Here is a 26,704-nt window from a genome sequence, read left to right as displayed (position 1 = left end):
ATGGTTTCAATGTTTTCTCATTCTCCACAAGATGATGATATTCTTCATAAAATGCGTCGTCAAAAATCGCATGATCGTGAAAGTGATGAAACTCAAACTGGATCTTTCCCAGCAGTTCATCGTAAAGTAAAATCTTCACTAAGCGGTCACGTTACTCGAGCGCGTATATTTACGGGCTTTTTAATGATGTTGCTCTGCGCTTTATTAGGTTTTGCGTACATGATTCAAGTTAATCGTAGCAACTCACTTTTGTATGAAACAATGAGCGAAGAAGAATTGACTCGTCTTATTACAGAAACTCATTCTCAAATTCAGAGTTTGGAAAGCCGAAAAAGTGAATTAACAGGTCAGCTTAATTCGTTGCGTGAAGCAGTAGATAAACAAGATGAAGCTCGTCGTATTGCTCAGCAGAATGCTCAAGCAAATGGTCTTATTTCTGGACGTCTGCCGGCAGTAGGTAAAGGTATTGTAGTTCACATTACTGCAGGTGAAAAAGAGAATATTGATGCCGCTACGATGTTTCAGCTAATAGAGGAATTGCGAAATGCTGGCGTAGAAGTTATGTCTATTAACGATGTAAGAATAGTTACTTCAAGCTATATTTCGCAAACTAAACATGGTCTTATATGCGACAATATTATAATTGATTCTCCTTATATTGTGAAAGCAATTGGTGACCCTCAGAATTTGCAAAATGCTGTTAATATTGCAGGCGGTGTTGGGTCGCGTTTAAAAATTAAATTTGGTTCTTCTGTAATGGTTTCAGTGCCTGATGAAGTAGAAATTACTTCGACACGCGAACCAAAACAGTACGAATATGCAAAACCAGTCGAGTAACAAGGTAGAATAGCAAGTATGACTGAACCGATTCCTACAGCTGGCGAAACCACTATTATTGGTATGCCAGCTATTCATATTCCAATGAATACAACTTCAGATCGTCCTATGCAGCAGGATGATTTTGATACTATAGCGAAATTACTTCCTGGTACTGCGTTGTTGATTTCAACTAGGGGAGCAGTGTCTGGTTCTCGCTATCTTCTCGATGAAGATTTAGTAACAGTTGGACGTGATTCGCATGCTGATATTTTGTTAGACGATTCTACCGTTTCGCGTGCGCATGCAGTGTTTAAGCGTCATAATGGCGTGTTTAGCATTTCAGATTCTGGAAGCCTAAACGGTACGTATGTAAATCGTGAACGTGTTGATGAATCAGTGCTGCATAATGGCGATGAAATTATGATTGGCAAATTCAGACTGGTATTTTTCGCACATGACGCAGTCACAGTCCGATAATGTGATTAATGCAGTACAGGGGGAGCTTTTTAACTTTTCCTTGTCTGCTGATCACGCTTCAGGATACCGTGGTAGTGTCGCTATGAAGGTTGCCGGTATTACTTACCGGCAACTCGATTATTGGGCTCGTAAAAGCATTATAGAGCCTTCAATTCATGCATCTAGCGGTTCTGGTTCTCGTCGTTTGTATTCTTTTAAAGATATTGCGATTATGGCTGTAGCTAAAAGGCTGCTTGATGCTGGTGTTAATTTAGTTAATGTTACTACGGCTATTATTTTTCTTAATCGATACTCAGAAGAACGTTTGAGAAGTATGACTATTATTTGTGATGGTCAATCTGTTCAAGAGTGCGATGAGAATCAAGATAATATGCGTCGTATGCTTGCTTCTGGTTTAGCAGTATTTGCTATTGCTGTTGGTCGCATTGTTTCTAGAGTGGAAGAGGACTTATCTTCTGAAAATTCTGTTGATGCTACGCAAGTTGAAGAAAAAAGTAGTAAGTCTACTCACAAATCTTATTCAAAACCTACTTCTCATACATCTTCAAACTCATGGAGTCTTGTTCAGGAAACGTGGGGATAATGGCATGTTCGTAGTTGTTATTATCGCTGTTATTTGCTGGTTTGCTTCAGTATCATTGTTTTTATATAGTTTATTTGCTTGCGTGCGTTTTTTAGTAAAATTTCGAAAAAATGCTTATTTGAAATCAAATGGTATTAGCAATAGTAATAAGAGAAGTTCTATTGGTTTAATGCCTTGGAGTATTGTTATTACGCATTGTTGTGGGCTTCCTTGCGCAATGCTTGCATACATGCTTTTGCATATTGTTCGCGATTTTGGATTTGTTTGTGATGATTATTGGTTATTAATGAGATCAACGCTGATTGCGTCATATGCGATTATTATCGCGCTTATTTTTGCTAATATTTTTGCAATGCTATTTTGTGCGTACCGAAGTTGCAAGTCTTAGATTATTTAGCAAGAAGTATCGTAGGGATATTATTTGATAGTAGTGTGAGACTTTGTTGGTTGCGTTTGATTATTATCTCTAATTTGACATAACGTACATTATCGGATAAATATCAAGTAAATTTAGTCAAATAATAAGCTCAATCGGCAGAAACTTTACAACGCTGTAAAGTAACAGCCAAAAAACGACCGAAACTGTACAGCGTTGTAAAGAAAAAGCTGTTACGACAAAAATTCTGATTAGATTAAGCGAAATATTCGCAAATTGCAGTGCTTAATTCGCTTACGCTATCAATAATTCTGTAGGATCCGTGTGCTTCAAGCTCGCCAGGCTCAGCATAGCCCCAAGCGCATCCCAAGCAATCCAAGCCGCAATCTTTTGCTCCATCAGCATCAGTCCAACGGTCGCCAACCATCAAAGCTCTGTCGCCTTTTTCTGGATTATAATCAATCTCATCAAAAACATAACGAATAACTTGAGTTTTGCTAATACGCGACATATCTTTACTCGCGCCATAAATTCCGTCAAGATACTTCGTTAAACCAAAATAATCGCAAATAGGCTTTACTTGATATTCTGGCTTGCAAGATGCGGTTGCTAAATAATATCCAGCTTCACGAAGTTTTGTGAGTTGCTCAAGTATTCCATCGTATACTTTGTTGAGTAGGCATCCTGAAATTTTTTTACCAGGATTATTAGGATCATCAAAAGTTGCTACTTCAGAATAATACTTGCGATACGTAGCAAGTCCCTTTGCTAGCAGCGATTCAGGCACATTATTGCGTTGAAGAGATTCTAAAATTGAAGGACCTATAAAACGGTGCATTTCAGCATCGTCCGGAATAGGCTGTTTCAACTCTTTCAATGCAAGCTTTGCGCAAGTAATAATACCAGCATCTGACTTTGTTAATGTGCCATCAAGATCAAGCAGAATAATGTGACGACTAGTACATCCTGAAGGCACTGAGAATTCACTCATAGTCAGGAATCCAGCCCTCATGATGCATTTTTAGACGCTTGTCTAGTAAAGTTTTTAATTCTTCTTCACTACGACGTTCAAGCAGCATATCCCAATGCGTCCTAGACGGCTTGTTGAAATCATCATCTGGGCGATCATCGTCGCCTTCGCGATGTGCAATCGTGCCGCAGCGGCATTCCCACTCTTCAGGAATTTCTGCGCCTTGAGCAAAAGGAAGAATCGTGCGATGCCCCTTTGGGCACACATACACAACATCATTTCGTGCAGCGAAATCTACATTATCGTCAGATTCCAATGATTTCGCACCAATGCTCATACCGCGTAAACTGCGTTCTGCCATAGTATCTCCTTGTGTAGTACTTTATAAAATTACCGAATTGCACGGACTATATATATAAAAACGATTTATATATACAAAATACATGCGTTTTATTTGTATACGCTCATACTTATACATCTGAGTATGCTACAACTCCACGGTTTAATAGTTTTGCAGCTTCATAAGCGCATGAAGCAAGATTTTTATCTACGCCATCTATAGCTTGTAAATATTCTCCTGTTGCAAAAAGTTGAGTAAGTAAATCAATAAGACGTTTAGTTTGACGCACGAAATCTCCTCCAGTGCTGTCGGTATTGCGCAAAATTTCAGCTAGATCAGCACCATTAGCCCAATCGTACATAATATCTACAGCACCAAATTCAAGCGGTCTTAACGCTGGCAAATGAGCGTCTGCGCATGATGCGCTAGTACGCATAAATAATTCTTTCATTCGCAATACTGTATTAAATATCGCGCCATCCTTGCCGCCTGGATATCGTCTAGGTTCTCCCCCTGCAGGTCCTCTAGATTCATAAACTAATGCAGACAAGCACGATAATAATTCAAGCGGCGAAAGATCATTAAAAATTCCCTCGCAAATAGCTTCAGCAAATACAATGTCTAGTTCGTTATACAACCTTCTTAACAATTGACCGCGCTCAGTAAGGTGCAAAATTTGGTTTTGTGAAGAATCTTCAGATTGTAAATAATCCAAACTGTACAATACGTCACAAATATGGTCAAAAGTTCTAGCAACAGAACCAGTACGAGATTCGTAGCGTTCACGTACTTGATCAAGTTCCTTATGTTCTCTAATCCAATGGTAGCCCCAACGCAAATGTTGTTGAATATCTGCACAACCTGCACACGGATGCGTTCGCTCAGCTTCTCTAAGATTTGCAATAACATCATCCAACGCTTTAAACGCTGCTGTGCGTTCTGCATCTGTGCGGAATAAAGTATGTTTAAGTTTACGGCGTTGATCGTGTTGAGCTTCTTTAAGCTTCATGCGTAATTGTAAGAATTCAGCAAAATCTCCATGTTCGCAGTGGAATGCTTCTTCATAGCCTTTAAGAGCTGTTTCAAGTTCGTTCATGCGATTATGTAAACGTTCAGCAGAAGCATTAGCTTCCCATTGAGCAAAAGAACAATCTAGTGTTGTTCTAGCAGTGTCTGCATCGCTTGAGTTCAGCAAATTAACTGCCATATTAAACGTAGGAACGAAGCTGGAATGTAGCGGGTATACGCGTTTACTAGAAAGTGCTGCAGCTTGTTGAGGGACGAAATCAGCATGATCTACAAGAATTGCGTAACCAATATCGTCAATTCCACGTCTTCCAGCACGACCTGTAAGTTGCGTAAATTCTCCAGGCGTAAGAGGTACATGCCCAGTGCCGTCAAATTTTACTAGCTTTTCTACAACAACGCTTCGAGCTGGCATATTTAAGCCTAAAGCAAGTGTTTCTGTTGCAAAAACAACTTTAATAAGTCCGCGTTCAAATAGTGTTTCAACAATGTGACGGAATAATGCAATCATACCGGCATGATGTGCTGCAAATCCTTGTTCGAGAGCAAAACGAAAACGTTCAAAGCTTAAAGCGTGTAAATCTTCTTTAGAAAGTTGATTTGCAACCATACTGTCGACAATTTTACGTATTTCGTACATTTCTTCATCAGAGGTAAGTATTAATCCTGCGTTTAAACATTGTTGAACAGCTTGATCGCATCCGGAACGAGAGAAGATAAAATAAATTCCTGGCAGCATTCCTAGGTAATCTAATTCGTCAATAACAGCCCAGCGGCGAGGAGTATGTCGTTTCGCGCATTTATCTAACTGTGCAACTCCCCCGTTAACTCTGTGTTTCTTACCTTTTCTGTAACGGTATTTGCTATCGCTGTAAGATTCTTTACGGCGACGAGCTCGGTACTCGAATTCATTAAGTTTCCTAGTCAATGCAGGGTTAACGCGCTTAGTTACGTTTCCATTATTGTCATGGTCGTATAAATCGAGTAACTCAGGCTCAGTTGCAGAATCCTCTTGAATAACAACATGTCTTTCTAAAGGCACAGGTCTGTGTTCGTCGACAACCAAATGAGTTTCTCCACGCACTGATTCTAGCCATGCAGAAAAATCTTCAACATTTGAAACAGTTGCAGACAACCCAATAATTTTCACCGATTTCGGAAGGTGAATAATAACTTCCTCCCACACAGCTCCGCGGAATTTATCTGCAAGATAATGAATTTCGTCAAGAACGACAAAACCTAAGGATTGCAACGTAATCGAATGCTCGTAAAGCATATTTCTTAAAACTTCAGTAGTCATTACAACAATGTCTGCTTCAGGATTTACAGAAGTATCGCCAGTTAATAACCCTACTCTGTCTGAGCCGTACAGTTCGCAGAAATCGTGATATTTTTGATTACTTAAAGCTTTAATAGGTGTTGTGTAAAAAGCTTTTACATTGCGATTTTGCGCAAGAAATACAGCAAAATCCGCAACAACAGTTTTACCAGCTCCAGTAGGAGCAGCAACTAAAACATTATTGCCATTTTCTAGTGCATCAATAGCTTCAAGTTGAAAATCATCAAGTTCAAAAGACAAAGAACGCTCAAATTTAGATGCCATCGAGTGCTCGTGCTTCATTGTATTTTTAAAAGCTGCGAAACGTTGTGAAGGAGATAATACTACATCATTCTCATTGCAGTCAGTTGGATTGCCTGATTTATTTTTGCAGTCTTTTTTCTGTGATAAATGAGACATAAAAAGTATTAGTCGCTTTCTTATATGCTATAGCTGAATGTCTTCTTCGCGAAGAGATTTTTTATCCCAATGCTGCCATATTTTACGGTGATTTTCGCGAATTTTTTGATGACGCTCAATAACTTTTGTGTGCGTTCGCTCATATCGATTCGTTGCATCTTTAATAGGAAGTGTAAATAATGGATCTCGAGGATTTTCATTATCTTCTTTATTTGGTTCATGCAAACGTTCAAATCTAGAAGAAACGTCTTCGGAAATACCAAAGCAGACCTTAGCTATTTTTATTGCGCTTAAAACGACAATAACAACTCCTAGCGCTACCATTATCAGCATAAAAACTGTTATGAGTAGCCAAATCCACCAAGGCATTGTTATTCCTCTGTATTCGCATTATCAGCGTGATTAACGCTTAATTCACGTTGAGCGCGAGCAATAATCATACTGCGCAATGTTTCAGGAGCAACAGCTGTAATATGACGTGCGTGAGCAATGCAAAAAGCAACGAACCATGAATCAGAAGAAACAGTAAGATGGACTTTTACTCCGCTGCCACAAGTTTCCATAGTGGCTCCAGAAAGATTCTTCAAAAAGTTCAATTCTGTTTCATCGGTAATGAAGCAAGTTTCAGTTCCGTTATCAAAGCTCCACTTGCGAAGTTCACTAACTGGCACATCTGGAATTTTAACTTGAGATACAGGCTCTACAACTTCTGCACGTTCAATACGTGCTACGCGAAGAACTTGCCAAATGCGAGGCAATCCATTCGCTTTATTAATTGTCGTATCTTTAGCAACAAATTCACGTTTATCTTCTGGTGTTTGCTGCTCTACATCAGTCCATACTGCAACATAGTAAACGCCTTCATCAACGTAAATCTTCGACGGTGCAACAATCTTGCGACGAATACGTCCTGCCCCGTCAGTGTATTCCATATCTAGTAAAGATCCAGAGTTAATAGCACTGCGAACAATAGAACAATTTCGAGGCTCAATTTCGTAACCTGTTAAACTCAGCCATGGAGTTTGACCAGGAAGAACATGACGGCGAAGACGCTTATACAAGGATTCAGCTTGTGTGCGCTGTTCAATAGGCAAAAGCAAGGAATGCGCCAAATAATTAGCAGACGCAGTAAGCATGCTCAAATATTGCTGTGAAATTCCAGCAAGTCTTTCCAATCCTAAAGAGTTAGTAGCAGAAACAATTCCCTCGTTCTCAAGAAGAGTCCAATCTATATCAAAGAATTGGCTTCCGGCCATTTCCCCATCGTCAGAAACAGTAGTAAGAGTATTTATATCCTTGTGAAGAATTGTAACAAATCGACGAAGTTCATCATCGCTTTTTGGTCTACCAATAAAACGCTCAGCAAGCTCGTCTAATGGGAATTCCTCTCCAAGATGAGCAGACAAGAAAAGCATCAATCGAAGCCTACGATCTACTTCACTTCCAGTTTGGAATGAAGAGCCTTTTTTGGTATGCGATTTATCAGTGTTGCTATTTTGTTCTTCAATATTTTGCGCTTCTTGTATAGCACCTTCTTCATCTTTTTGCTCATTTTCGTCATATTGAGCAAAATTAACTGCTGCGTGCAAACGGCGATGGAAAGCATCAACCGCTTCTTGAGGGCTTACTACGCTAGATCCAGGATGTTCTAGTACAAACATCGCTAAATCGTCAGCATCAGTATAAGCAACGTTTAAATGTTCACCATCGACATCCACAGTTGCGGCAAATCTGCGAGAATCAATAACTTTTACCAATGAATCAGGTAGCATTTGTGTTCCAAGACCAGGTGCGATTGAATCTAATCCTAAGCCAGGAATAGGAGTTTGTGGAACTCTAGGAGCAGTGCGAGAAGTGCGCTGTTGCTCGTGTTGACCTGAATCAAGAGAAGAAATAGACATTGAACGAGCAAGATAATTTGCTGCAGCTAAAACTGGTAATTCAGATTGGTCGAAACGTAAACGTACGCGAGGCTCATCGCCTAATTGCAAACGATAAGACGCAAAGTCTTGACCTTCGGACTTCGAAGAATATTCTGGCTGCCTAGACTCTATTGCAATACCCATAGCAGCAAGCTTTGCGCGATCTCGCTGGAACTGTTTTGCGAATGCTGCTTTAGCTGCTTGATCTGCAAGCTCACCGTATGAATCTGCATATGCCTTTACGCGCTGTGCAATTTGACGCGAAGTCAGCCATTGCGGGAATGCGGAAGACAATACAGCGAGTACATCTAACTCGTGTTTGCCCCATTTGTCGGAAAAACGTCGCCTTCCGTTGCTTCCTTCTACCATTAGTCCTCACGTATCATGTTTGTATCAATTTACTTATGCGCCTTGCATACAAGCGACTACGAAATGCAGCAAAACTTGTGTTGCAATATTGCGCACACCTTTTCTATTTTAATGGTGTTTTGCGGTACGTGTGGACATTTTTTTAAAAAACTTCTAATAATTATATATTTTTTATTCACACGAACATCAACAACGTTGAAAATACGCCATTTTTTCGCGACACGCCATATAATTTTTTATAGATAATTTTATTTACTATCAATAAAAATCGCATATTTGCAAGAAATCTGCTTTAAACCCAAGAGTCTGGTTCAATTCCTTGCGGTCCCACGAATTCTCCATTTGGCACATAACTTGGTTCTCCTGTATCTTCTAAAACAGCGTCAGCAAACATTGAAACTTGGTTTCCAAATGTCCAATCTCCCCTAATAGTTACTGATTTTGCAGCAGCTAAAGCTGGAACAGAATATGGGAATCTTTCGTTGAAATCATTGATGTTTTTGTAATAACGTGGATCCAAATCAATATCAGGAAATATATAGTTACCATCTTCCATTTCATATGAATCAGTAAGATGGAATCTATCTGATCGCATAATAAATAAGTCATTGGTTGTTTTAACAGGCAAGAAACGCATGCGATCAACTTCTACGCAAATTGCGTCATCGAAAAGTGAAGCTATTGCTCCCATTGCTGTTTCCAATTGCACTACCGGAGTGCTGCTTTCGTCAGTTGGGTCAACAGTTTTGTGATTAAAAATAACAGGCAAAGGCAAAATCCCTTTGTGCTCTTTTAACTTTTTTTCTAGAGCATCTACACGAACCCAAATATTATTTGTGTTGAAGTATGGATGTTTTTTAATGCTTTGTGCGCTTCTACGATCCTCAGGATGAACCTGTGTCATTTCTCGTAGCATTAGTCTTCCTGTTTTCGCGTCCCTAACAATGTGACCGCCCTTACGATCTGCTTGAGTTCGCTTCGCAACCTCAATCATGATAGGTGCGCCAGTATTTTCAAAATGTTGAGCAAGAGTGCGCGACGGTCTAGCACCTAAATTGTCAGAATTTGAAATAAACAAATACTCAATTCCATTTTCTTTAAGAGTATGCAATAAATCAGATTCCCACAGAGTTGAAAAAATATCGCCGTGACCTGGAGGACACCATTCAAGAGATCGATCTTCCTTGTGAGAAACCGGTTCTCCAGTTTCCTCTGCTAATTTTGGTTCTTGATGTTGAATAATTTCTACAGGAATATTGTCTTGCACAAACTTGCGATTGCGTTTTAGTACTTGCAAAGTATCATGAGACGTGCGGAAAGAATTCATGAAAATAAGCGGAAGATTAACTCCTAATCGCTGACGAGCTGTAAGAACTTGTCCAATAATAATATCAATAAAGCGCATTTGGCGAGCTTTATGCCTACGAACTGGTAGTAAAGATTTTGCGCAAGACAAGCCCATAGATGTTCCCAAACCGCCATTTAATTTAATAAAAGCAGTTTTTGCGAATGCGTTAACAGCTTTGTCGTGATCAATAGTTTCGTAAATTTCGTGGAAAGTTGGAACGCTTTTAATAGGCTCAACCGTGCTCTCGCGAATAAACTCCGCAGACTTATCCCCTGATTTATCTAAATTCCAAGCATTATATAAGTGTTTAAATTGTTCAATAGCAATTTCGCTCATGCCTTGTTCGCGCATCTTTGCAGCGGACAACTCAAACGCGTCATCCATGTAAAAGCCTCCTCGTATGCATGTGACCTTAATAGTTTAGCGATTTGTGCGTTGCTGCGCAAATATTGCTTTTAACGGTTATTTTGAAATACTATTATGATTCTACCAAAGTTAGAAATTGCAAGATAGAAAATAATAAGCGCAGCCAATAATAAATACCGACTGCGCTTATGAGAAAATTTGCTACTAAACACCACTAAATATGAAATTTAGTTATTTTCTGCATTGTTGTCATCATTTTCTTCCGGTTCATCGCCAGTTTTTAGATGATGCTCGTCGTAGCCTTGCAAGTAACGAGTGTGGCGCCAATGGTGAATAGAAGCGTTCGTACCGCGATGATGTACGTGATACTTACGTGGAGTACCGCCATAAGGAAGCTCTTTAACTTCGCTAGCAACTGCCATTTGGTTCACATTAGAAGGATCCATAATAGCAATTGGAGCAACAGGCTCTGGTTCTGTTGGAGCGGCAGTTCGATTCTTCAAGTGCGATGGCAACCATTGTGCAAACCAAGACAATGCCAAGCAAATAAGGAAATATATTACTGCTGCAACGCTTAATGTTTGCAAAATATTAAAGTACATTGATCCGAGTCTGCGCGATTCCTGAAGCAAATCAGTGTACATAATAATTGAACCAAGTGCAGTATCCTTCAAAACAACTACAAGCTGAGTTACTGCTGCAGGCATCATAGCAATAATTGCCTGAGGCATTTCAATTTGTGTCAATGATTGGTACTCGCTCAATCCTAATGCAAGTGAAGCTTCTCTTTGACCGTTTGGCAAGTTGCCAACACCTGATCTAACAAGTTCTGCAACAACAGAGCCGTTATACATAATCAGTGCCAAAACAACAGCCCAGTATGATGATTCTTTCATACCAGAAAGTGCGAATGCTCTCCACAAGAAAATCATAAGCATCAATACTGGTACTGCGCGGCAAAATTCTACTACTATTGCGGAAATACTACGAATAATAAAATTAGGTAGTAAACGGCAAAGTCCGAAGAATAAGCCAAATACAATAGAACCAACTACTGCAAGTAACGATGCTTTTAGTGTCATCCATAATCCAGGAAGATAAAAATCAACCCAGGCCTCAGATTCGAGTGCAGGATTCCAAAGCGTCCAAGAAAGTTGGTTTTCTCCCTCTGGAGGATTGCTCAAACGAACGAGAATAGCAATAATGCAAATAACAAAAATGCAACCGGCAATAATATTAGCTATGCGAATTTTCTTAAGAGCTTTTGGACCTGGAGTATCGAATAATAATGATTGTTCACGTTGTTTAGCCATTGTTATCACCTTCTCACAGCAAGTTTATTTGACAAATAAGTAGTCAAAATGCCGATAGGAATGATGAGCATAATGTATCCGCAAGCGAAAATTAAGAAGATTGGAACAATCAAATCTGCATGTTTCTCAATCATTTCGCTCATCATTGTTGAAGTCTCAGTGGCAACTGATGCTGCAGCAGCAACTGTAGAATTTTTAAGCAAAGCAATAAATGTATTACCTAATGGTGCTACTGAACCGCAGAAAGTTTGTGGAAGAATTACTTGTGTTGCAGATTGGAAGAAATTTAATCCAAGGGCGCGGCAAGCTTCTGCTTGACCAACAGGTACGGTATTAAGACCAGATCTCAAAGATTCGCAAACAAATGCTGCAGTATAAAGCGACAATCCAGCAACTGCCAGCCAGAAGAAATTCACTTCAAAAATTGAGGAGAATCCTATCTTAAGCTGAGCGTAAACGCCTAAAACCATGAAAACCATAATGATGGTAAGTGGCATGTTTTTAAACAATTCAACATAAACTGTAGCAATCATGCGTAATGATGAAACAGGGCAAATGCGCATAGTAACAAGAATTACGCCAATAATTGATGAAAAAAGTACACTCCATAAAGTTATTTCAATATTAACCAAGAATGCTCCTGGAATATTGTAGGAGGTAAATAGCTGCATAAAATCTTGCATATTACTTCTCTCCTTCTTGAGGAATTGGCGGATTATACTTTGCGTTCGGCTTAAAGCCAGTGCCTCGTAAATTGTCGTCTAGAGCTCTTTTCCATGATCCGTTACGAATCATGTCTTTTAAGGCTGCATTAATTTTCTTAGCTAAGCCTGTATTTCCTTTTTTAATGCCAATTCCGTAATATTCTGCGGTAAATGGCTTGTTTACAAGCTTTAAACGACCTCGAGAAGCGGTTGCTAAACCAGCAAGAATAATGTCGTCGGTAGTTACAGCATCTACAATTCCTGAGAATAATGCAGTTGCACATTCTGCATAACCAGGCTGTTGCATAAGCTGTACTTTTGAAGAGTAACGCTCCTTAATAGCAATTGCAGATGTTGAGCCTGAAACTGAGCATAAACGCTTTCCGTCCAAATCATTTGGACCGCTTACTTTATGCTCATCTTTTCGAATTAGCAAATCCTGACCGGCAATAAAGTAAGGTCCTGCAAACGAAACCATTTTCTTGCGAGCGTCAGTAATGGAATATGTTGCAACAATCATATCTACATCACCGTTTTGAAGCATTGTTTCACGCTGTTTAGATGGTGATTCTTTCCATACGATTTGATCTTCTGAATAGCCGAGCTTTTTGGCAACGTACTTAGCAACATCAACGTCGAATCCAACGTAAGTTCCTGATTTTTTGAAACCCATACCAGGCTGATCGAATTTAATACCAATGCGTATGACTTTTTTACCATCGCTACGATCGCAAGCTGTAAGCGGCATAACGCAGCATATGGTACAAAGCATCGCTAGTATCGCACGAAAAATGCGATTTTGTAATATTTTCATATCTTTTCCCTTCGTAAGAACTGTTTTAAAGTTTCAGAATTTTTACTGAAAGATAAAACAAAAAAGCAGATTAATGCGTAAGAATCTTGGAAAGGAAATCTTTTGCACGATCAGTTTTTGGATGTTCAAAGAATTCTTCAGGAGTGCCTTGTTCAAGAATTTGACCATCTGCCATAAATACAATTCTGTCAGCTGCCTTGCGTGCAAATCCCATTTCGTGGGTAACACAAATCATAGTCATGCCTTCTTTTGCAAGCTCAACCATGACATCAAGAACTTCATTAACCATTTCCGGATCTAGTGCAGATGTAGGCTCGTCAAAAAGCATAACTTTTGGCTGCATAGCAAGAGCTCGAGCAATTGCAACACGCTGCTGCTGGCCGCCGGAAAGTTGTGAAGGCATTTTGTTTGCTTGATTATCAACTCCGACTCGAGTGAGCAATTCCATAGCAAGAGATTCAGCACTTTGCTGATCCATATGGCGCACTTTCATTGGAGCAAGAGTAACATTTTCCAAAATAGTCTTGTTAGCGAAAAGATTAAAGGACTGGAATACCATACCAACTTCTGCTCGCAAAGCTGCAAGTTCTTTTCCTTCTTGAGGAAGTGGCTCACCGTCAATACGTATGTCACCTGAATCAATAGTTTCGAGACGGTTAATTGTGCGACACATTGTCGATTTACCAGAACCAGATGGACCGATAATAACTAGTACTTCGCCTTTGTTAACAGTCAGATTGATGTCTTTAAGCACATGAAGTTTTCCATAATGCTTTTCGACATGACTTAGTTCTACGAGGGGATTTGCCGCTTTTTGCACTGAAATAGTGCGATTAGTCATATCCTCGGCGTTTGGATTTGACTTTGATACTTGCTTATCCATAACAAGAAGTTTAGCTAATCTGTGTTACAGCTATTTATCACTATCGTTACGTTTTGTAACTCTTACGTTACAAAAAAGCCGTTGATTGTGATTATAAAATCAACAATCAACGGCTTATCAATAACATTTTTTACAAGTATTTTTATTTACTCGTCTTCTTCTGGATCATAATCAACACCAGTTTCAGCACGCTGCTTGTCAGAAATTGGAGCAGGAGCACCGGTTAGAGGGTCTCTACCGCCGCCAGCCTTAGGGAATGCGATTACGTCGCGGATTGAGCTTGCACCTGCCAAAATTGCAGCAGTACGATCCCAACCCAAAGCAATACCAGCGTGAGGTGGAGCACCGTACTTGAAAGCTTCAAGCAAGAAGCCGAACTTTTCGTCAGCTTCAGCCTTGTCGATTCCAAGAACGTTAAGAACGCGGTCTTGGATATCGTCGCGGTGAATACGAACGGATCCGCCGCCCATTTCATTACCGTTGCACACAATATCGTAAGAATCGCTCATAGCGTGCTCTGGATCTTTATCAAACTTATCGATCCAATCAGCAGATGGCATTGTAAACGGATGGTGCATAGAAGTCCACTTTGAGTGGCCAACGGCGACGTCGTCATCATCTGGATCATCAGTGCGCTTAAATAGTGGGAAGTCAACAACCCAAGTGAAAGCAAACTCATCTGGGTGAAGCAATCCTGCGCGGTTAGCAAGTTCAACGCGCACTGCGCCGAGCAAAAGCTGCGAAGACTCGCGAGAACCTGCTGCGAAGAACACTGCATCGCCATCTTCTGCTCCAACAGCTTCCTTAAGACCTGCGCGCTCTTCTTCACTAAGATTCTTAGCAACAGGACCCTTTAACTCGCCATCTTCACCAAACACAACGTAAGCCAAACCTTTAGCTCCGCGCTGCTTAGCCCAATCCTGCCAAGCGTCAAATTGGCGACGAGGAGTTGCAGCACCGCCCTTAAAGAGCACAGCGCCAACGTATGAAGCTTGGAACACGCGGAATGGAGTGTTCTTAAAGTAGTCAGTCAACTCAATAAGTGGGTTTCCAAAACGCAAATCAGGCTTATCGGAACCATACTTATCCATTGCTTCCTGCCAAGTAATACGAGGCAAAGGAAGAGTAATCTCGTGACCGGCTTCCTTCCAAATAGCGGCAATAACGCGCTCTGCCATAGCCATAACGTCTTCCTGACTTGCAAAGCTCATTTCCATATCAAGCTGAGTGAACTCAGGCTGACGATCTGCACGGAAGTCTTCGTCGCGATAGCAACGAGCAAGCTGATAGTAGCGCTCGACGCCAGAAACCATGAGCAACTGCTTTAGAAGCTGAGGAGACTGTGGAAGTGCGTACCAAGAGCCTGGAACCAATCGTGCTGGAACAACGAAGTCGCGAGCACCTTCAGGAGTTGACTTAATGAAAGTTGGTGTTTCAACTTCAGTAAAGTTCATGTCTTCCAAAGCATGGCGGGCAGCCTTAGCCATATCAGAGCGAAGCTTCAAATTGCGCTGCATAGATGGGCGACGCAAATCAAGGTAACGATATTTCAAACGAACATCTTCGCTTGGAAGCTTGTTCTCGGACTCGTTTTCCAAAGCTGTTGAAACCTGGAATGGCAAAGCGTCTGACTTTGCGAGAATAGTAACAGTTTCTGCAACAATCTCAATTTTACCGGTTGCTAAATGATCGTTTTCGTTGCCATCTGGGCGCAAGCGAACTTCGCCGGTCACTTGCACAACGAATTCACTACGCAATGGTCGTGCAGTTTCTTCATCGTAAATAACAACTTGCACTAAGCCTGTGTTATCACGGACATCAACAAAGGCAACTCCACCATGATCGCGGCGACGATCAACCCAACCAGCGATGGTTACTTTTTGCCCGACTAATTCTTCAGTCACTTCAACGGCATGATGTGTGCGATACGCCGTCTGGCTCATAAGTCCACTTCCTCTACAATCTAATTGATATTCATTTGTTTCTATTGACATGATTTTGCGCACAATATTCAAGCAAATTTGCAAGACATTATTTAGCGCAAGAAACTGTCTGCCGGGCATAAACAGTATCCGGTTGCCAAGACGTGGCATCCGCGGTTTCCTGTTCGCCAGTAATAATATTTTTTACTTCATCGTGAGATGACTCTGATTCAGTGCTATCAGCAGGGAACCACACATAAGGAATGCCGAGCTTGTCAGCATATTTTATTTGCTTACCAAGCTTTGCTGCGCTAGGAGCAACATCTGCTGCAATGCCTCGATCTCGTAAAGTTTTAGCAATAGCATTGCATGCAGGGCGATCTTCTTCATTCCAAACTGCAACAAGTACTGCAGCAGGAGAAACTCGAGAAACAGTAGCACCTGCAGTGTGAAGCATATAAGAAAGCAGTCGAGACATGCCGATTGAAAGTCCTACGCCTGGATACTTCTTCTTGCCTTGTGAAACTAAATTATCGTAACGACCGCCAGAGCAAATTGAACCAAGAGATTCTGCGTTGTCAAGGAAAGTTTCGTAAACAGAACCAGTATAGTAGTCAAGTCCACGAGCAATCTTCAAATCAGCAACAACAGCACCTGGACGGATACGTGCTGCTTCGTCTACAATCATCGCAAGAGTTTCAACACCTTGAGAAGCTAAAACGTAAGACTCGTTATCATCGCTTCGAGAAATATTATGCTTATCGCATAATTCGTCGAAACGAGACTTCAACTCATCTCCTGTTTCGGCAGTAAGTTCAGCTAATTCTAAGCATGCATCAGCTTGAGAAGCCGTAGCGCCGCATTCTTTTACCAAAAGCTTAGATACTTCTTCAGCACCAATTTTGTCTAGCTTATCGATTTCTCGAAGAACTCCCTCAATATCGCTTAATCCAATACCGCGATAAAAACCTTCAGAAAGCTTTCGATTGTTAGCATGAACAGTTGCCTTAGGAAGACCAAACTTACGTAAACGTTCAAGAGCTTCAACCATAACAAGTGGAAGTTCAACTTCGTAGTGTGAAGGTAATTCGCCATTTCCTACTACATCGATATCAGCTTGTACAAACTCACGGAAACGACCTTCTTGTGGACGCTCCCCTCGCCAAACTTTTTGCATTTGCCAGCGCTTAAATGGGAACGTCAAATCACCAGTATGCTCAACGACGTAACGGCTGAGCGGAACTGTTAAATCGAAATGTAAACCAATGCGTTCTTCTACAGGAGTGTCGGATTCGTGACCAACTTCTTGTAAACGCGACAATAAATAAATTTCTTTACTGGTTTCGCCTTTTTTTAATAAGCTTGAACCCTGTTCTACTGCACGTGTTTCAATTCCAATAAAACCGTTGAGTTCAAACACTTCTCTTAGTGTGTCAATTACTTGCTGTTCAACAGCGCGTTCACTAGGAAGCCATTCAGGGAAACCCGATATTGATGAGCCTTGTACCATGTCCACTATAATAGGTGGTGTTGCGGAAAAATCATGGCTTACCGTCATACTTATTCGTAACAATGTTACCGTGCATCTGCTGTAAGGAGTCGTCCCGTGACCGAACAGACTAAACCTGAAGAAACTACTAAAACTACTACCGCGCCAAAGCCAGTTGCTCCATCTCCAGCAAGCTTCGCGCATAAGACTCGTGTTGTTGCTCAAGCACCAACCATTTCTTATAGTGAAGAGGATATTAAAGCCGCAAAAACCTTTGGCCGTGTTGATGAAAATGGCACTGTTTACGTTACTGAAAACGGTGCTGAGCGTGAGGTTGGTCAATACTCCACTGGCACTCCTGAAGAAGCGTTGACTTTCTATATTCATCGTTATCTTGATTTGAAGATTAAGCTTGATCTTTTCGCTAAGCGCTTGGAAGCTTCCAATGTAAAAGCAAAAGAAATTGACGAAACGCTTAATACTTTGAAAGCTGAATTGGAAAATCCTGCTGCCGTAGGCGATATTGCTGCTTTACGTGCGCGACACGCCGAATTGGCTGCAAAAGGTAATGAAAAGAAGGAAGCAATCTCTAAAGCTCGAAAAGAAGCTCTAGAAAAAGCTTTGAAAGAACGTACAAATATTGTAGAACGTGCAGAATCGTTAGTAGCACAAATGAATGAATCTACAAACTGGCGTGAATTAAACGATAAGTTACGTGCTTTATTTGACGAATGGCAGGAGCATCAGCGTACTACTATTCATTTGAATAAGTCTGATGCCGATGCTTTGTGGCAGCGTTTTTCAAAGGCTCGTTCTGCGTTCTCTCAGGCTCGCAATTCTTGGGTTAAAGAACGTGAGCATGTGCGTAATACTGCTAAGCAGCTTAAGGAAGCTATTATTGCAGAAGCTGAAAGCTTAAAAGATTCAAAAGATTGGCGTGAAACTTCTATGAAGTTCAATGCTTTGATGGATCGTTGGAAGAAAGCTGGCAATGCTGGTCGTCAGCACGATGATGCTTTGTGGGCTAAGTTCCGCGAAGCTGCTGATGCTTTCTATCATGCTCGTCAAAATGACCGTGAAAAGGTTAATGCTGGAGAACACGAAAATCTTGCTAAGAAGGAAGCTTTGCTCGTAAAAGCAGAGGCTTTGTTGCCAGTAGAAAATGAAGAAGCTGCTAAGAAGGCTCGTAAGGCTTTGTCTCAGATTCAGGAAGAATGGGATGCTATTGGTTTCGTTCCTCGTGAAGATATGCGTCGTATTGAGTCTCGCTTGAACGACGTTGATAAAAAGATTAAGGCTGTTGAAGACGCTGCTTGGCGTGAGGCTGATCCTGAAGCTAATGCTCGTAAATCCAGTTTTGCTTTACAGTTGGAAGCGCAACTCGAAGAGCTTAACGCTGCTATTGCTAAGGAAACCGATAATAAGCGTAAAGCTAAGTTGGAAGCTGAAAAGGCTACTAAAGAGCAGTGGCTTAACGCTGTTAAGTAAATTAGTTTTATAACTAATTAAAAGTATGGGGTTGCTTAAAAATCAAGCGACCCCATACTTATTTTTCGGCTGTATTTTAAGATTTATTTGCTTTTAAGAGTTTTTTATTAAAGATTTAGCTAAATGAATAAAAGTATTAGCTAAATTAGAATCTGCCAATTTTCCATCTTCGGTTAGAACAGCAGGTCGCCCTGCTTCACCAGTTTCTCTAAGCGCAGGATCTAAAGGAAGTTGAGCTAAAAGAGGCACATTAGTGTCAAGAGCGTTACAAAGTTGTTCGCTTACTCTCTTTCCTCCTCCTGAACCAAACAATTCTAAGCGCTCGCCGTTATTTTCAAACCAGCTCATGTTCTCAACAACTCCGCGAACTTTTACAGGAATTTGCAAAGCCATAAGACCTGATCTAACTGCCACATCTGATGCACTAGGCTGTGGAGTTGTTACTACAACAAGCTCTACATTTGGTAAGGATTGTGCTACAGCTAATGCCATATCTCCTGTGCCTGGAGCTAAATCAAGAAGTAAAACATCGGGGTTGCCCCACCAAACATCGGAAAGAAACTGTTCTAAAGAACGTTGTAATCGTGGTCCTCTCCACAAAATAGCACGATCGGTTCCAGCAAACATTCCAATAGAAATAAGCTTTACTCCCCAAGCAACTACAGGCATAAGCATTCCGTTTAAATTTGTTGGTTGAGAATTAACTCCAAACATTCGCGGTAAAGAAAAGCCGTAAATATCGGCGTCGATAGCTGCAGTATCGTAACCTAATGCTGCAAAAGTTGCAGCTAAATTAGCAGTTATAGAAGATTTTCCCACTCCGCCTTTCCCAGAAGCTATAGCAAAAATTCTCGTGCGAGTGCCAGCTTTATTAAATGGATTTTCTTTGCGTTCAGCTTTTAAATCTGCAACTAACTTTTCTAATTTAGTTTTACTCATTGCAGTAGCGTTAACGTGCGGTATGAGTATTGCTTGAGGATATTTAGATATAGCTTCTTGAACTCGTCCTGTAATCACTTCTGCAAGAGGGCAATTTGGCACAGTAAGTTCAAGATTTATTTCTACATCATAAGCAAACTTTGTTGCATCAATAGTTTCAGCTTTTTTTATCACATGCACTCCAGTTACCATATTTAATTCGGTAACAGAGCGACCTAATTCTGGATCAATAACGCTACCCAGCAAATCGTAAACTTGTTTTTCGAGTTCACTTGTATTCATGCGTTATGATTCCTCAGCAATGAGATTTGACACAGTATTATTTGCAATTTGTAGTATTTCTTCTAAGTTCCCAGTTTTTAAAAGAGCATTAAACTGTTGTTCGTTAAGCATAGGAATGCCGAGTTCTTGCGCTTTAGTTGCCTTGGATCCTGCATTTTCGCCTAGAATAACGCAATATGTGTTCTTGCTTACTGATCCTGATGCTTTGCCGCCTCTTGAGACTATAGCCTCTTTTGCGCTGTCTCGTGTAAATCCTTGCAAAGATCCTGTAACAACTATTGTTTTACCTACTAATGTTTGAGCGAAAGATGATGTTTCAACTTTCCCTACTACACCTGCTTCTTGCCACGATTTTAATACTTCAAATTGCCAATTAGCAGGGTCTTTAGCTTGCTGGAACCAGTTGTATACTGCTTGCGCAATTTCAGGACCAACTCCATCAATTTGTGTAAGTTCTTCAATAGATGCTTTGGAAATATTGTCTAAAGATCCAAAATTTGCCGCTATAAGACGTGCAGTTGGTGGACCTAGTCTACGAATAGATAAAGCAACCAAAACTCGCCACAGTGCTGCATTTTTGCCTTTTTGAGCTATTTCTTCAAGCATGCTACGAGTAGTTTCAGAAGGTCTTGTATACCATGGCACATTTATTGTTTCTTTAGTGTTGTCGCTAGTTTTAGCATTTCTAGTAATGCGCTTATTTTTCCAAAGTACTACTTTAGCGTCAATTGGAACCTGGAATTTAGGATATTGAGGATCCCATTGTTCGTTTAGTGAAGTAGTTTTTTCGGAAGTTTCTGCTGCTTCGTAATTTGTAGATAACTTTGCTTCGATTGTGCGAGTCCAAAATGCTCTAACTTGATGCCAAAGACCAGATCCGCCTATTTTGCGTGTACGCTTTTTAAAGCTACCGTCTTTACTAACTTCTTTCCACTCTTCAACAAGAGGAATTTCTTTCCAAACCATTACATTTTGTAAATCGTCGGCAGTAATACTAAATAATCCAGCTTCATTTCTAAGTACTGGAGTTTGTGGTTCAGGTAGCGTTAAATCTGGTGAAGGTATATATGGTTGTTGAGTTGCGCCTCGCTGAATTATAATTTTATCCATATCTGGGCAGTAAACTTCTGCAGTTGTAGGCCTGCAATCCTCAGGATTTGTGAGAGCTAGCGCAGCGTTATCGCCCAGATTTTCAATATCAAAAGCTTGTCTGGAAGCCAAGTGAATTATTCGTTCTGTAAGTTGAGCTGGACAGTTTTCTACATTTGGGCAACGAATATCTTTATCTCCCTCTTTTGCAGGAGCTAGCTTAGTTCCACAAGATGGGCAGTATTCTGGCATAACAAACTTTCTAAGTTCATTTTCTCGCCCTTCCCTAGCTTTAAGTACCGGTCCGACTAATTCCGGAATAACATCCCCAGCTTTACGAACTACGACAGTATCGCCAATTAGCACACCTTTATGTTCAACTTCGTAAGCGTTATGAAGAGTTGTACGCGAAATTGTCGATCCTGCTACAGTAACAGGTTCAAGAACAGCTACAGGAGTTACTCTTCCAGTTCTTCCAACCTGGACAATAATATCCTTCAAATAAGTATTAACTTCTTCAGGAGGATACTTGTATGCAATAGCCCATCGTGGAGCTCTAGAAGTAGCTCCTAGTTGATGCTGTAATGCTCTGTCATCAACTTTTACAACTATGCCGTCTAAAGCGTGCAAAATATTTGCTCTATGCTCTCCGTAATAGTCAATCATTTCTTCTATTTCAGAAAAATTTGTGACTTTTCTCGTGTATGGAGAAACAGGTATTCCCCACTGTTGATAGAACTTATATGCGTCAGACTGATTAAATTTTGTTTCACTATTGTTATGGCTTGTATTTTCTTTCCAACGAAGCTCACCTAGTCCGTGTGCAAAAAAGCTTAATCGACGCGTGGCCGTGATACGTGGATCTTTTTGGCGCAAAGAGCCAGCTGCAGCGTTACGAGGGTTTGCAAAAGCAACTCGTCCAGCATTTTCTTGTTCATCATTTAATTTTCTAAAGTCTTCCCATTTCATAAAAACTTCGCCACGAATTTCCACGAACTCAGGAATATCGTCAGTATTGTCAGAATGAAGCTGTGTTGGTATTGCTTCAATCGTTCTTACGTTTAATGTAATATCCTCGCCAGTTACGCCATCGCCTCTAGTAAGACCTTGTTCAAGAGTACCGTTGCGATAAATAAGATTTAAAGCAAGACCATCAATTTTTACTTCGCAAGTCATAGGAAGAGGTTGAGATTCATCCCATTGTAAATCGCGAATTACGCTGTTATACCAATCATGTAATTCTTCAATTGAAAATACGTCATCCAAACTCATCATTCGAGACGGATGTTTTACAGAAGTAAAATCGTTAGAAAAAGTTCCACCTACGCGATGTGTTGGAGATTGAGGAGTATCTAAAGTTGGGAAGGCAGCTTCTAAAGAGCTTAGCGCTCGCATTCTTGCATCGTATGCTGCGTCTGAACTAGTTGGAGAATCTTCTACATAATAAGCAATTTGATCAGATTGTGCCCAAGCTGCCAATTTTGCCCAAAGTTTCGCAGCTTGCTCTATAGTAAGCGTCGCTGGCTGCAAATTTCCAAGAGTCAACGCATCAGTGTCTGTTGGTTTCAAGTTTGCAATCCACTTTTCGGTGTCTATTGTAGAGTTCCACTCATTCGCTTCATACATGTCAGTTTTGTTATCAGTTTTGCTATCAGCCTGAGTAACAGTCCCTGTTTTAACTGTACTTATGCTATTAGTTTCGTTTTTTGGCGCTTCATGAGATATAGTTTGCTCGTCAAAATCGTAAAAAAGCGATAACTGTTCGCTCTCTGTTGACTCTTCGCGAATACTATTTTCACTCATGAATATTCCCTTCAGCTACGTTTTACTAATGCCTATAAACAGTATCTAATAAGACTGTATAAGCACAGTAAAAACTATTCAATGATGTATTGAGTATTAAGCTAATAAATTTTAAAACTGCTTGCTCTATTTCTTAAGCGTTTAAAGATCTTAAGAACTGTGTTTGTACTGTGCTACTTAGATCTTCGTTAGAAGTCATTCGAATATTTGCAACACATAAAGTTCTTGCAATTACAAACATTCCATCGTTCACAGTTAATTTTGCTGCTTTATCAATAATCTCTTCTGCTTCAATATCAGGCCAAGCTGGTACGTCTTCAGAAAGAAGAGCCATCTGTGCTTCATGTATATTGCTCGGTATTAGCTTGCACTGCGATCTCATTCTAGAAAGAAGCTCATCAAGTTCCATTTCTAGCGGCTCAATCTTTCCTGGAGCTAAGTATTGTGCCATTCTATATGAAGATGCAGCAATGAGGAAATTATTCTGCATCCATTCCGCATAAGCGAGCTTATAGTAAGCAAAAGCAGCGTCATCCCTATCGAGAGACACATTCAAAGCGTTAATGCAAGCTGCAATAACAGATGACCAATCCTCTTTTTGCGCAAGTATATCAGCTAATCTTAAATGAGAAAGAGCGTAAGTAGGAGCGTACGAAACCATAATATTTAAATGGCGTAAAGCTTCGTCATGTTGGTTTAATTGCGAAAGTAAATCAGCAAGTTCCATATGCGCGTAGAAAAGACCGTCAGGAATAAGTCTTGTTCGTTCTTCTTTAGTTGCAAATAGATGATTATAAATTACTCTCTCAGCGTAGGAATTAAAGTATCTTGGTACAGCTTCGCTGCTAGTAAACATAGTATCGAATTGTGCTACAGAATTTTCGTACTCTTTTAAAGCCTCGCTAAGGTCCCCATTCATAAACTGTTCGTGAGCTTTTGTACGAATATCTCTTATACGTTTTGCTGTAGTAAATGAAAGATTAGGTAAATCTGTTTCGTCAATTAGCGCTCGCGTTATTGAATCTGCTTGAGCGTTAAGTTCAGGATCGTCAATGCTTTCAATAATACTCATAGCTTCGTGAGCTTTTTGTGCAGTTGTTGGCATAAGTTCTGAAGCAATATGATGGAAGTCGGCAACAGCTTGTTGCAGAAGATCTTCACGTTGTATAGAAAGCCCTTGTGCGTATTGTGTTCCCAGTATGCTTTCCTGATCTGCTGTAAAAATTTTGTCAGAAAATTCAGGTTCTTCTTGTGATCCATGAGGAGAAAAGCGGCTACTGTGAACATCAAAATCTGGTTCGATGGTATTTAATTTTCCATGAGAATCAATGTTTAATTTGGCATTAAATTTTTCGTATGTTTTTATAGGATTATTTAATCCGTTTTGGTGAATAAGTTTTATAAATCTGTCTCTGCTAAACGTAACTGTAGTTAGAGCTCGTATGGATGGTGCTGTAGTAAAAGCTGCAAATGAATTTTCTTCTTTAGACTTATCCATGCTGTTTTCGGACAGTTGATTTTTGTTAGAATCTGCGTTTGTGCCTGTTTCTGAGTTTAATTCTTGGCTGCTTGCGCTCGCATGCATGGATATGACATTATTGTTTGTCTTGTTTGCGTTACTAATATTAGTCTGCTGCATTTCTTGCAATTTAGACGGGTCTCCATGAATGTCACCGTCTTTTGGATCTCCTTTTGGCTTGGATGAATCATTATTTGCAGCGTCACTATTCATAACGTTAAGCGCATTAAGAGTACGATTTACAAGATTGTTCATAGCATTGTTTTGTGCTGTAACCATCTCTTCTAAGCCTATTGAATCTAAGCGTATAGAAACATTTTTTACTTTACCGCTTGCTCCAAAAGCTAGAGTAGACATTATCATTCCAACTTGAAGATTGTAGTTTGTAGCTAGTTTTTCTTTATCGTCGTCATTCAGATTTTTCCAAGATTTATCCTCATTAACGTAAGCTACAGATGGCATAAGTGCAGCTCCAGCTGTAGTAAGGTTTATTGCCACGTTACCATCTTCTAAATTAGATCGGAATTCCGCGTCAAAACGGAACGGCAAATATACGCTTCTAATAAGATTAGAAAGACGCTGCCTATAGGACCATTCACTGTCGTTATCTATCTTATTGAAATACTTATCGTTATTTTTTACCTGCTTTGCTCTTCTCCACATGTGCAAAATAGGTCTTATTTTGTCGTCCATCAGAGGATTGCCAAAAAATTGCATACCTATTGAACCGCTTGCTGCAAAAGCAACATCTTTAATCATTGCCATGTCGATTTGTGATGCCTGCTCTTCTTTTATAGTATTTTCGCAAGTTTTTCCTCCCATAATGGAGTTAATTTGCAGACAATCATAAATTGAATATAAACGGTTAATAGCGCCTTCTATTTTAAGTACTTTGAGTGCAGCATTTGGTTCCAAAGCATCATCCCAAAGTAAGTAGTTTGCTTCTGTTTGCTGAGATTTTTGCATGTGTAGGCGTTCTGCACCATGCACTGCTTCCAGACTGCGTTCTGTTTCTAAAGCTCCAGTTGAGCGCATTAATTTTTCGAAATATTCTTCTAAACCTGAAACTCTTAAATTCTCTTTTTTCGCTATTTTTATGTCTTCTACACTTCTTCGTATTGCTCCTAAAGGTGCTTCGTGTTCTAGTCTGCGAAGTATATTGCTGTAACCAAATCCAGTTAAAGACTTGTGCATGTCTGGAATGAATAATGCTGCAAAGAATGCTATTGTTATTGCATTTCTGTATGTAAGATTGCATCGTAAGTTTTCTGGAAGTTTAGTTCGTAACTCTTCGAGAGTATAAGTTTTTTTAGTTCCGAACCCGTGTGAGATCCACGAACCGATTTTAATTAAACCGTTATCTTCTGAAAGTTGTAAAACTAAGTCTCCGTTTGATACGCAAAATACGTTTTCTTTTCTAATTTTTGAAAAAGTTTTAGAAAAGTGGTTTATTTTTCCGGCAAAAGTTTTAGAGCGTTGTTCTGGTTTTAACGCGCTTTTAGACTTACTGCTTTCTAAAGAAGCGAGAAAATCTTCTACGGTTGCGTCGCCATTTAAATAGGATTCTACGATATTATCCATATCATAGTCTGTATGTTTGGTGTATGTTTCGTCAAACGCTTCCGAAAATGCACATTTTAGAGTAATTTTTGTTTTTTTATATTGTTTTCCATAAAAACGGTGTAAATCTTTCAGTGAAGAATTATTTTTTTCTACAAATGAAAGTTGCGGTCTCATGTCTTGAATATCTTCGTAGCTAAGTTTGCTGCCGAGAAATATTCGCCCTTCTGAATCTGCTACTGCTAGTTGAAGGAATTTTCTTCCGTCTTCTTTAAATAATCCAATTGACGTGTATTCTTTTTTCTTGTTAAGTTGAACCCAGCCTAATTGATTGTTGGTATTTGTTTGTGGAAAATCTTTAATAACGTACTTTTTAGCGCGCGACGAAATATCTATTGGATTGCCTTCTGACCACAGCGAGTTAAGAGATTCTTGTAGTTGCAACATACTATCTTCCTGAGATTCTGAATTTTCAGTAGTTTGCATGTTGTTAGTCATAATCCCCATTCTTTCACTTTGCTTTGTGGCATGTGAGTTTTTGTTTTATATTTTTAGCGCACATAAT

The 26,704-nt window shown here is 40.0% G+C and carries 19 protein-coding genes; 4 read left to right on the top strand and 15 right to left on the bottom strand.

Translation table 11 applies throughout. The annotated features are described in order from the left end of the window. The 3 genes from D0T18_RS02570 to D0T18_RS02560 are packed head-to-tail and all read left to right on the top strand — an operon-like array spanning position 1 to position 1,879. On the top strand, positions 1 to 837 hold the full coding sequence (locus D0T18_RS02570; protein WP_082915458.1) for a DUF881 domain-containing protein: 837 nt from the start codon (positions 1 to 3) through the stop codon (positions 835 to 837). Between the two features lie 18 nt (positions 838 to 855). Then, positions 856 to 1,296 carry an FHA domain-containing protein gene (locus tag D0T18_RS02565; RefSeq protein WP_004108920.1) on the top strand — a complete coding sequence of 147 codons (441 nt, stop codon included), beginning with the start codon at positions 856 to 858 and terminating at the stop codon, positions 1,294 to 1,296. Further along, positions 1,274 to 1,879, top strand: coding sequence for a MerR family transcriptional regulator (locus tag D0T18_RS02560; protein WP_033888435.1), 606 nt, complete (start codon positions 1,274 to 1,276; stop codon positions 1,877 to 1,879). Before D0T18_RS02565 ends, D0T18_RS02560 begins: the two co-directional genes overlap by 23 nt. Before the next feature lie 632 nt (positions 1,880 to 2,511). Here the strand turns inward: D0T18_RS02560 and D0T18_RS02550 are convergent. From D0T18_RS02550 to hisS, 12 genes are all read right to left on the bottom strand, one after another. Next, on the bottom strand, positions 2,512 to 3,246 hold the full coding sequence (locus tag D0T18_RS02550) for an HAD hydrolase-like protein (protein ID WP_116431669.1): 735 nt from the start codon (positions 3,244 to 3,246) through the stop codon (positions 2,512 to 2,514). Then, positions 3,239 to 3,586 carry an RNA polymerase-binding protein RbpA gene (locus tag D0T18_RS02545; RefSeq protein WP_004106625.1) on the bottom strand — a complete coding sequence of 116 codons (348 nt, stop codon included), beginning with the start codon at positions 3,584 to 3,586 and terminating at the stop codon, positions 3,239 to 3,241. The genes D0T18_RS02550 and D0T18_RS02545 overlap by 8 nt, the downstream gene beginning before the upstream one ends. A gap of 109 nt (positions 3,587 to 3,695) precedes the next feature. Next, positions 3,696 to 6,329, bottom strand: coding sequence for a DEAD/DEAH box helicase (locus tag D0T18_RS02540; protein WP_116440428.1), 2,634 nt, complete (start codon positions 6,327 to 6,329; stop codon positions 3,696 to 3,698). A 27-nt stretch (positions 6,330 to 6,356) separates the two neighbouring features. Then, positions 6,357 to 6,698 carry a hypothetical protein gene (locus D0T18_RS02535; RefSeq protein ID WP_102155146.1) on the bottom strand — a complete coding sequence of 114 codons (342 nt, stop codon included), beginning with the start codon at positions 6,696 to 6,698 and terminating at the stop codon, positions 6,357 to 6,359. A 2-nt stretch (positions 6,699 to 6,700) separates the two neighbouring features. Beyond that, positions 6,701 to 8,620, bottom strand: coding sequence for a helix-turn-helix transcriptional regulator (locus tag D0T18_RS02530; RefSeq protein WP_004108930.1), 1,920 nt, complete (start codon positions 8,618 to 8,620; stop codon positions 6,701 to 6,703). A 292-nt stretch (positions 8,621 to 8,912) separates the two neighbouring features. Further along, a complete protein-coding gene (locus D0T18_RS02525; protein ID WP_064621583.1) occupies positions 8,913 to 10,352 on the bottom strand; it encodes a UTP--glucose-1-phosphate uridylyltransferase in 1,440 nt (479 codons plus the stop codon). Between the two features lie 209 nt (positions 10,353 to 10,561). Further along, a complete protein-coding gene (locus D0T18_RS02520; protein ID WP_064621584.1) occupies positions 10,562 to 11,647 on the bottom strand; it encodes an amino acid ABC transporter permease in 1,086 nt (361 codons plus the stop codon). A 5-nt stretch (positions 11,648 to 11,652) separates the two neighbouring features. Then, positions 11,653 to 12,330: an ABC transporter permease subunit gene (locus tag D0T18_RS02515; protein ID WP_004108938.1), complete on the bottom strand. Its 678-nt coding sequence runs from the start codon at positions 12,328 to 12,330 to the stop codon at positions 11,653 to 11,655. 1 nt (position 12,331) lies between these two features. Beyond that, positions 12,332 to 13,165, bottom strand: coding sequence for a glutamate ABC transporter substrate-binding protein (locus D0T18_RS02510; protein WP_012914190.1), 834 nt, complete (start codon positions 13,163 to 13,165; stop codon positions 12,332 to 12,334). Between the two features lie 70 nt (positions 13,166 to 13,235). Next, positions 13,236 to 14,048, bottom strand: a complete 813-nt coding sequence (locus tag D0T18_RS02505; RefSeq protein WP_012914189.1) for an amino acid ABC transporter ATP-binding protein — start codon at positions 14,046 to 14,048, stop codon at positions 13,236 to 13,238. Positions 14,049 to 14,194: 146 nt separating this feature from the next. Continuing rightward, complete coding sequence (gene aspS, locus D0T18_RS02500; protein ID WP_116440427.1) at positions 14,195 to 15,991, bottom strand: aspartate--tRNA ligase; 1,797 nt, start codon at positions 15,989 to 15,991, stop codon at positions 14,195 to 14,197. Positions 15,992 to 16,079: 88 nt separating this feature from the next. Continuing rightward, positions 16,080 to 17,480, bottom strand: a complete 1,401-nt coding sequence (gene hisS / locus D0T18_RS02495) for a histidine--tRNA ligase (RefSeq protein ID WP_004108947.1) — start codon at positions 17,478 to 17,480, stop codon at positions 16,080 to 16,082. A gap of 96 nt (positions 17,481 to 17,576) precedes the next feature. On the opposite strand from hisS, the gene D0T18_RS02490 reads away from it, so the two are divergent. Continuing rightward, on the top strand, positions 17,577 to 18,947 hold the full coding sequence (locus D0T18_RS02490; RefSeq protein WP_064621586.1) for a DUF349 domain-containing protein: 1,371 nt from the start codon (positions 17,577 to 17,579) through the stop codon (positions 18,945 to 18,947). 93 nt (positions 18,948 to 19,040) lie between these two features. Here the strand turns inward: D0T18_RS02490 and D0T18_RS02485 are convergent, their stop codons facing one another. The 3 genes from D0T18_RS02485 to D0T18_RS02475 form a co-directional block, all read right to left on the bottom strand. Further along, entirely contained in the window at positions 19,041 to 20,168 is a 1,128-nt protein-coding gene (locus D0T18_RS02485) for an Mrp/NBP35 family ATP-binding protein (RefSeq protein WP_004108951.1), read from the bottom strand. Between the two features lie 3 nt (positions 20,169 to 20,171). After that, a complete protein-coding gene (gene ligA / locus D0T18_RS02480; RefSeq protein ID WP_116440426.1) occupies positions 20,172 to 23,060 on the bottom strand; it encodes an NAD-dependent DNA ligase LigA in 2,889 nt (962 codons plus the stop codon). 133 nt (positions 23,061 to 23,193) lie between these two features. Continuing rightward, positions 23,194 to 26,637 (bottom strand): tetratricopeptide repeat protein, encoded by a 3,444-nt coding sequence (locus D0T18_RS02475; protein ID WP_116440425.1) that lies wholly within the window; start codon positions 26,635 to 26,637, stop codon positions 23,194 to 23,196. Positions 26,638 to 26,704: the final 67 nt, after the last annotated feature.

It is taken from the genome of Gardnerella swidsinskii, assembly GCF_003397705.1.
GTDB classification, from domain to species: Bacteria; Actinomycetota; Actinomycetes; order Actinomycetales; family Bifidobacteriaceae; genus Bifidobacterium; species Bifidobacterium swidsinskii.
This window is presented reverse-complemented; position numbering and strand designations above follow the sequence as displayed.

Bases quoted from the DNA above. Each gene is read 5' to 3' on its own strand.
- D0T18_RS02570 (WP_082915458.1), top strand. From the start codon at position 1: ATGGTTTCAATGTTTTCTCATTCTCCACAAGATGATGATATTCTTCAT.
- D0T18_RS02565 (WP_004108920.1), top strand. From the start codon at position 856: ATGACTGAACCGATTCCTACAGCTGGCGAAACCACTATTATTGGTATG.
- D0T18_RS02560 (WP_033888435.1), top strand. From the start codon at position 1,274: ATGACGCAGTCACAGTCCGATAATGTGATTAATGCAGTACAGGGGGAG.
- D0T18_RS02550 (WP_116431669.1), bottom strand. From the start codon at position 3,246: ATGAGTGAATTCTCAGTGCCTTCAGGATGTACTAGTCGTCACATTATT.
- D0T18_RS02545 (WP_004106625.1), bottom strand. From the start codon at position 3,586: ATGGCAGAACGCAGTTTACGCGGTATGAGCATTGGTGCGAAATCATTG.
- D0T18_RS02540 (WP_116440428.1), bottom strand. From the start codon at position 6,329: ATGTCTCATTTATCACAGAAAAAAGACTGCAAAAATAAATCAGGCAAT.
- D0T18_RS02535 (WP_102155146.1), bottom strand. From the start codon at position 6,698: ATGCCTTGGTGGATTTGGCTACTCATAACAGTTTTTATGCTGATAATG.
- D0T18_RS02530 (WP_004108930.1), bottom strand. From the start codon at position 8,620: ATGGTAGAAGGAAGCAACGGAAGGCGACGTTTTTCCGACAAATGGGGC.
- D0T18_RS02525 (WP_064621583.1), bottom strand. From the start codon at position 10,352: ATGGATGACGCGTTTGAGTTGTCCGCTGCAAAGATGCGCGAACAAGGC.
- D0T18_RS02520 (WP_064621584.1), bottom strand. From the start codon at position 11,647: ATGGCTAAACAACGTGAACAATCATTATTATTCGATACTCCAGGTCCA.
- D0T18_RS02515 (WP_004108938.1), bottom strand. From the start codon at position 12,330: ATGCAAGATTTTATGCAGCTATTTACCTCCTACAATATTCCAGGAGCA.
- D0T18_RS02510 (WP_012914190.1), bottom strand. From the start codon at position 13,165: ATGAAAATATTACAAAATCGCATTTTTCGTGCGATACTAGCGATGCTT.
- D0T18_RS02505 (WP_012914189.1), bottom strand. From the start codon at position 14,048: ATGGATAAGCAAGTATCAAAGTCAAATCCAAACGCCGAGGATATGACT.
- aspS (WP_116440427.1), bottom strand. From the start codon at position 15,991: ATGAGCCAGACGGCGTATCGCACACATCATGCCGTTGAAGTGACTGAA.
- hisS (WP_004108947.1), bottom strand. From the start codon at position 17,480: ATGGTACAAGGCTCATCAATATCGGGTTTCCCTGAATGGCTTCCTAGT.
- D0T18_RS02485 (WP_004108951.1), bottom strand. From the start codon at position 20,168: ATGAATACAAGTGAACTCGAAAAACAAGTTTACGATTTGCTGGGTAGC.
- ligA (WP_116440426.1), bottom strand. From the start codon at position 23,060: ATGAGTGAAAATAGTATTCGCGAAGAGTCAACAGAGAGCGAACAGTTA.
- D0T18_RS02475 (WP_116440425.1), bottom strand. From the start codon at position 26,637: ATGACTAACAACATGCAAACTACTGAAAATTCAGAATCTCAGGAAGAT.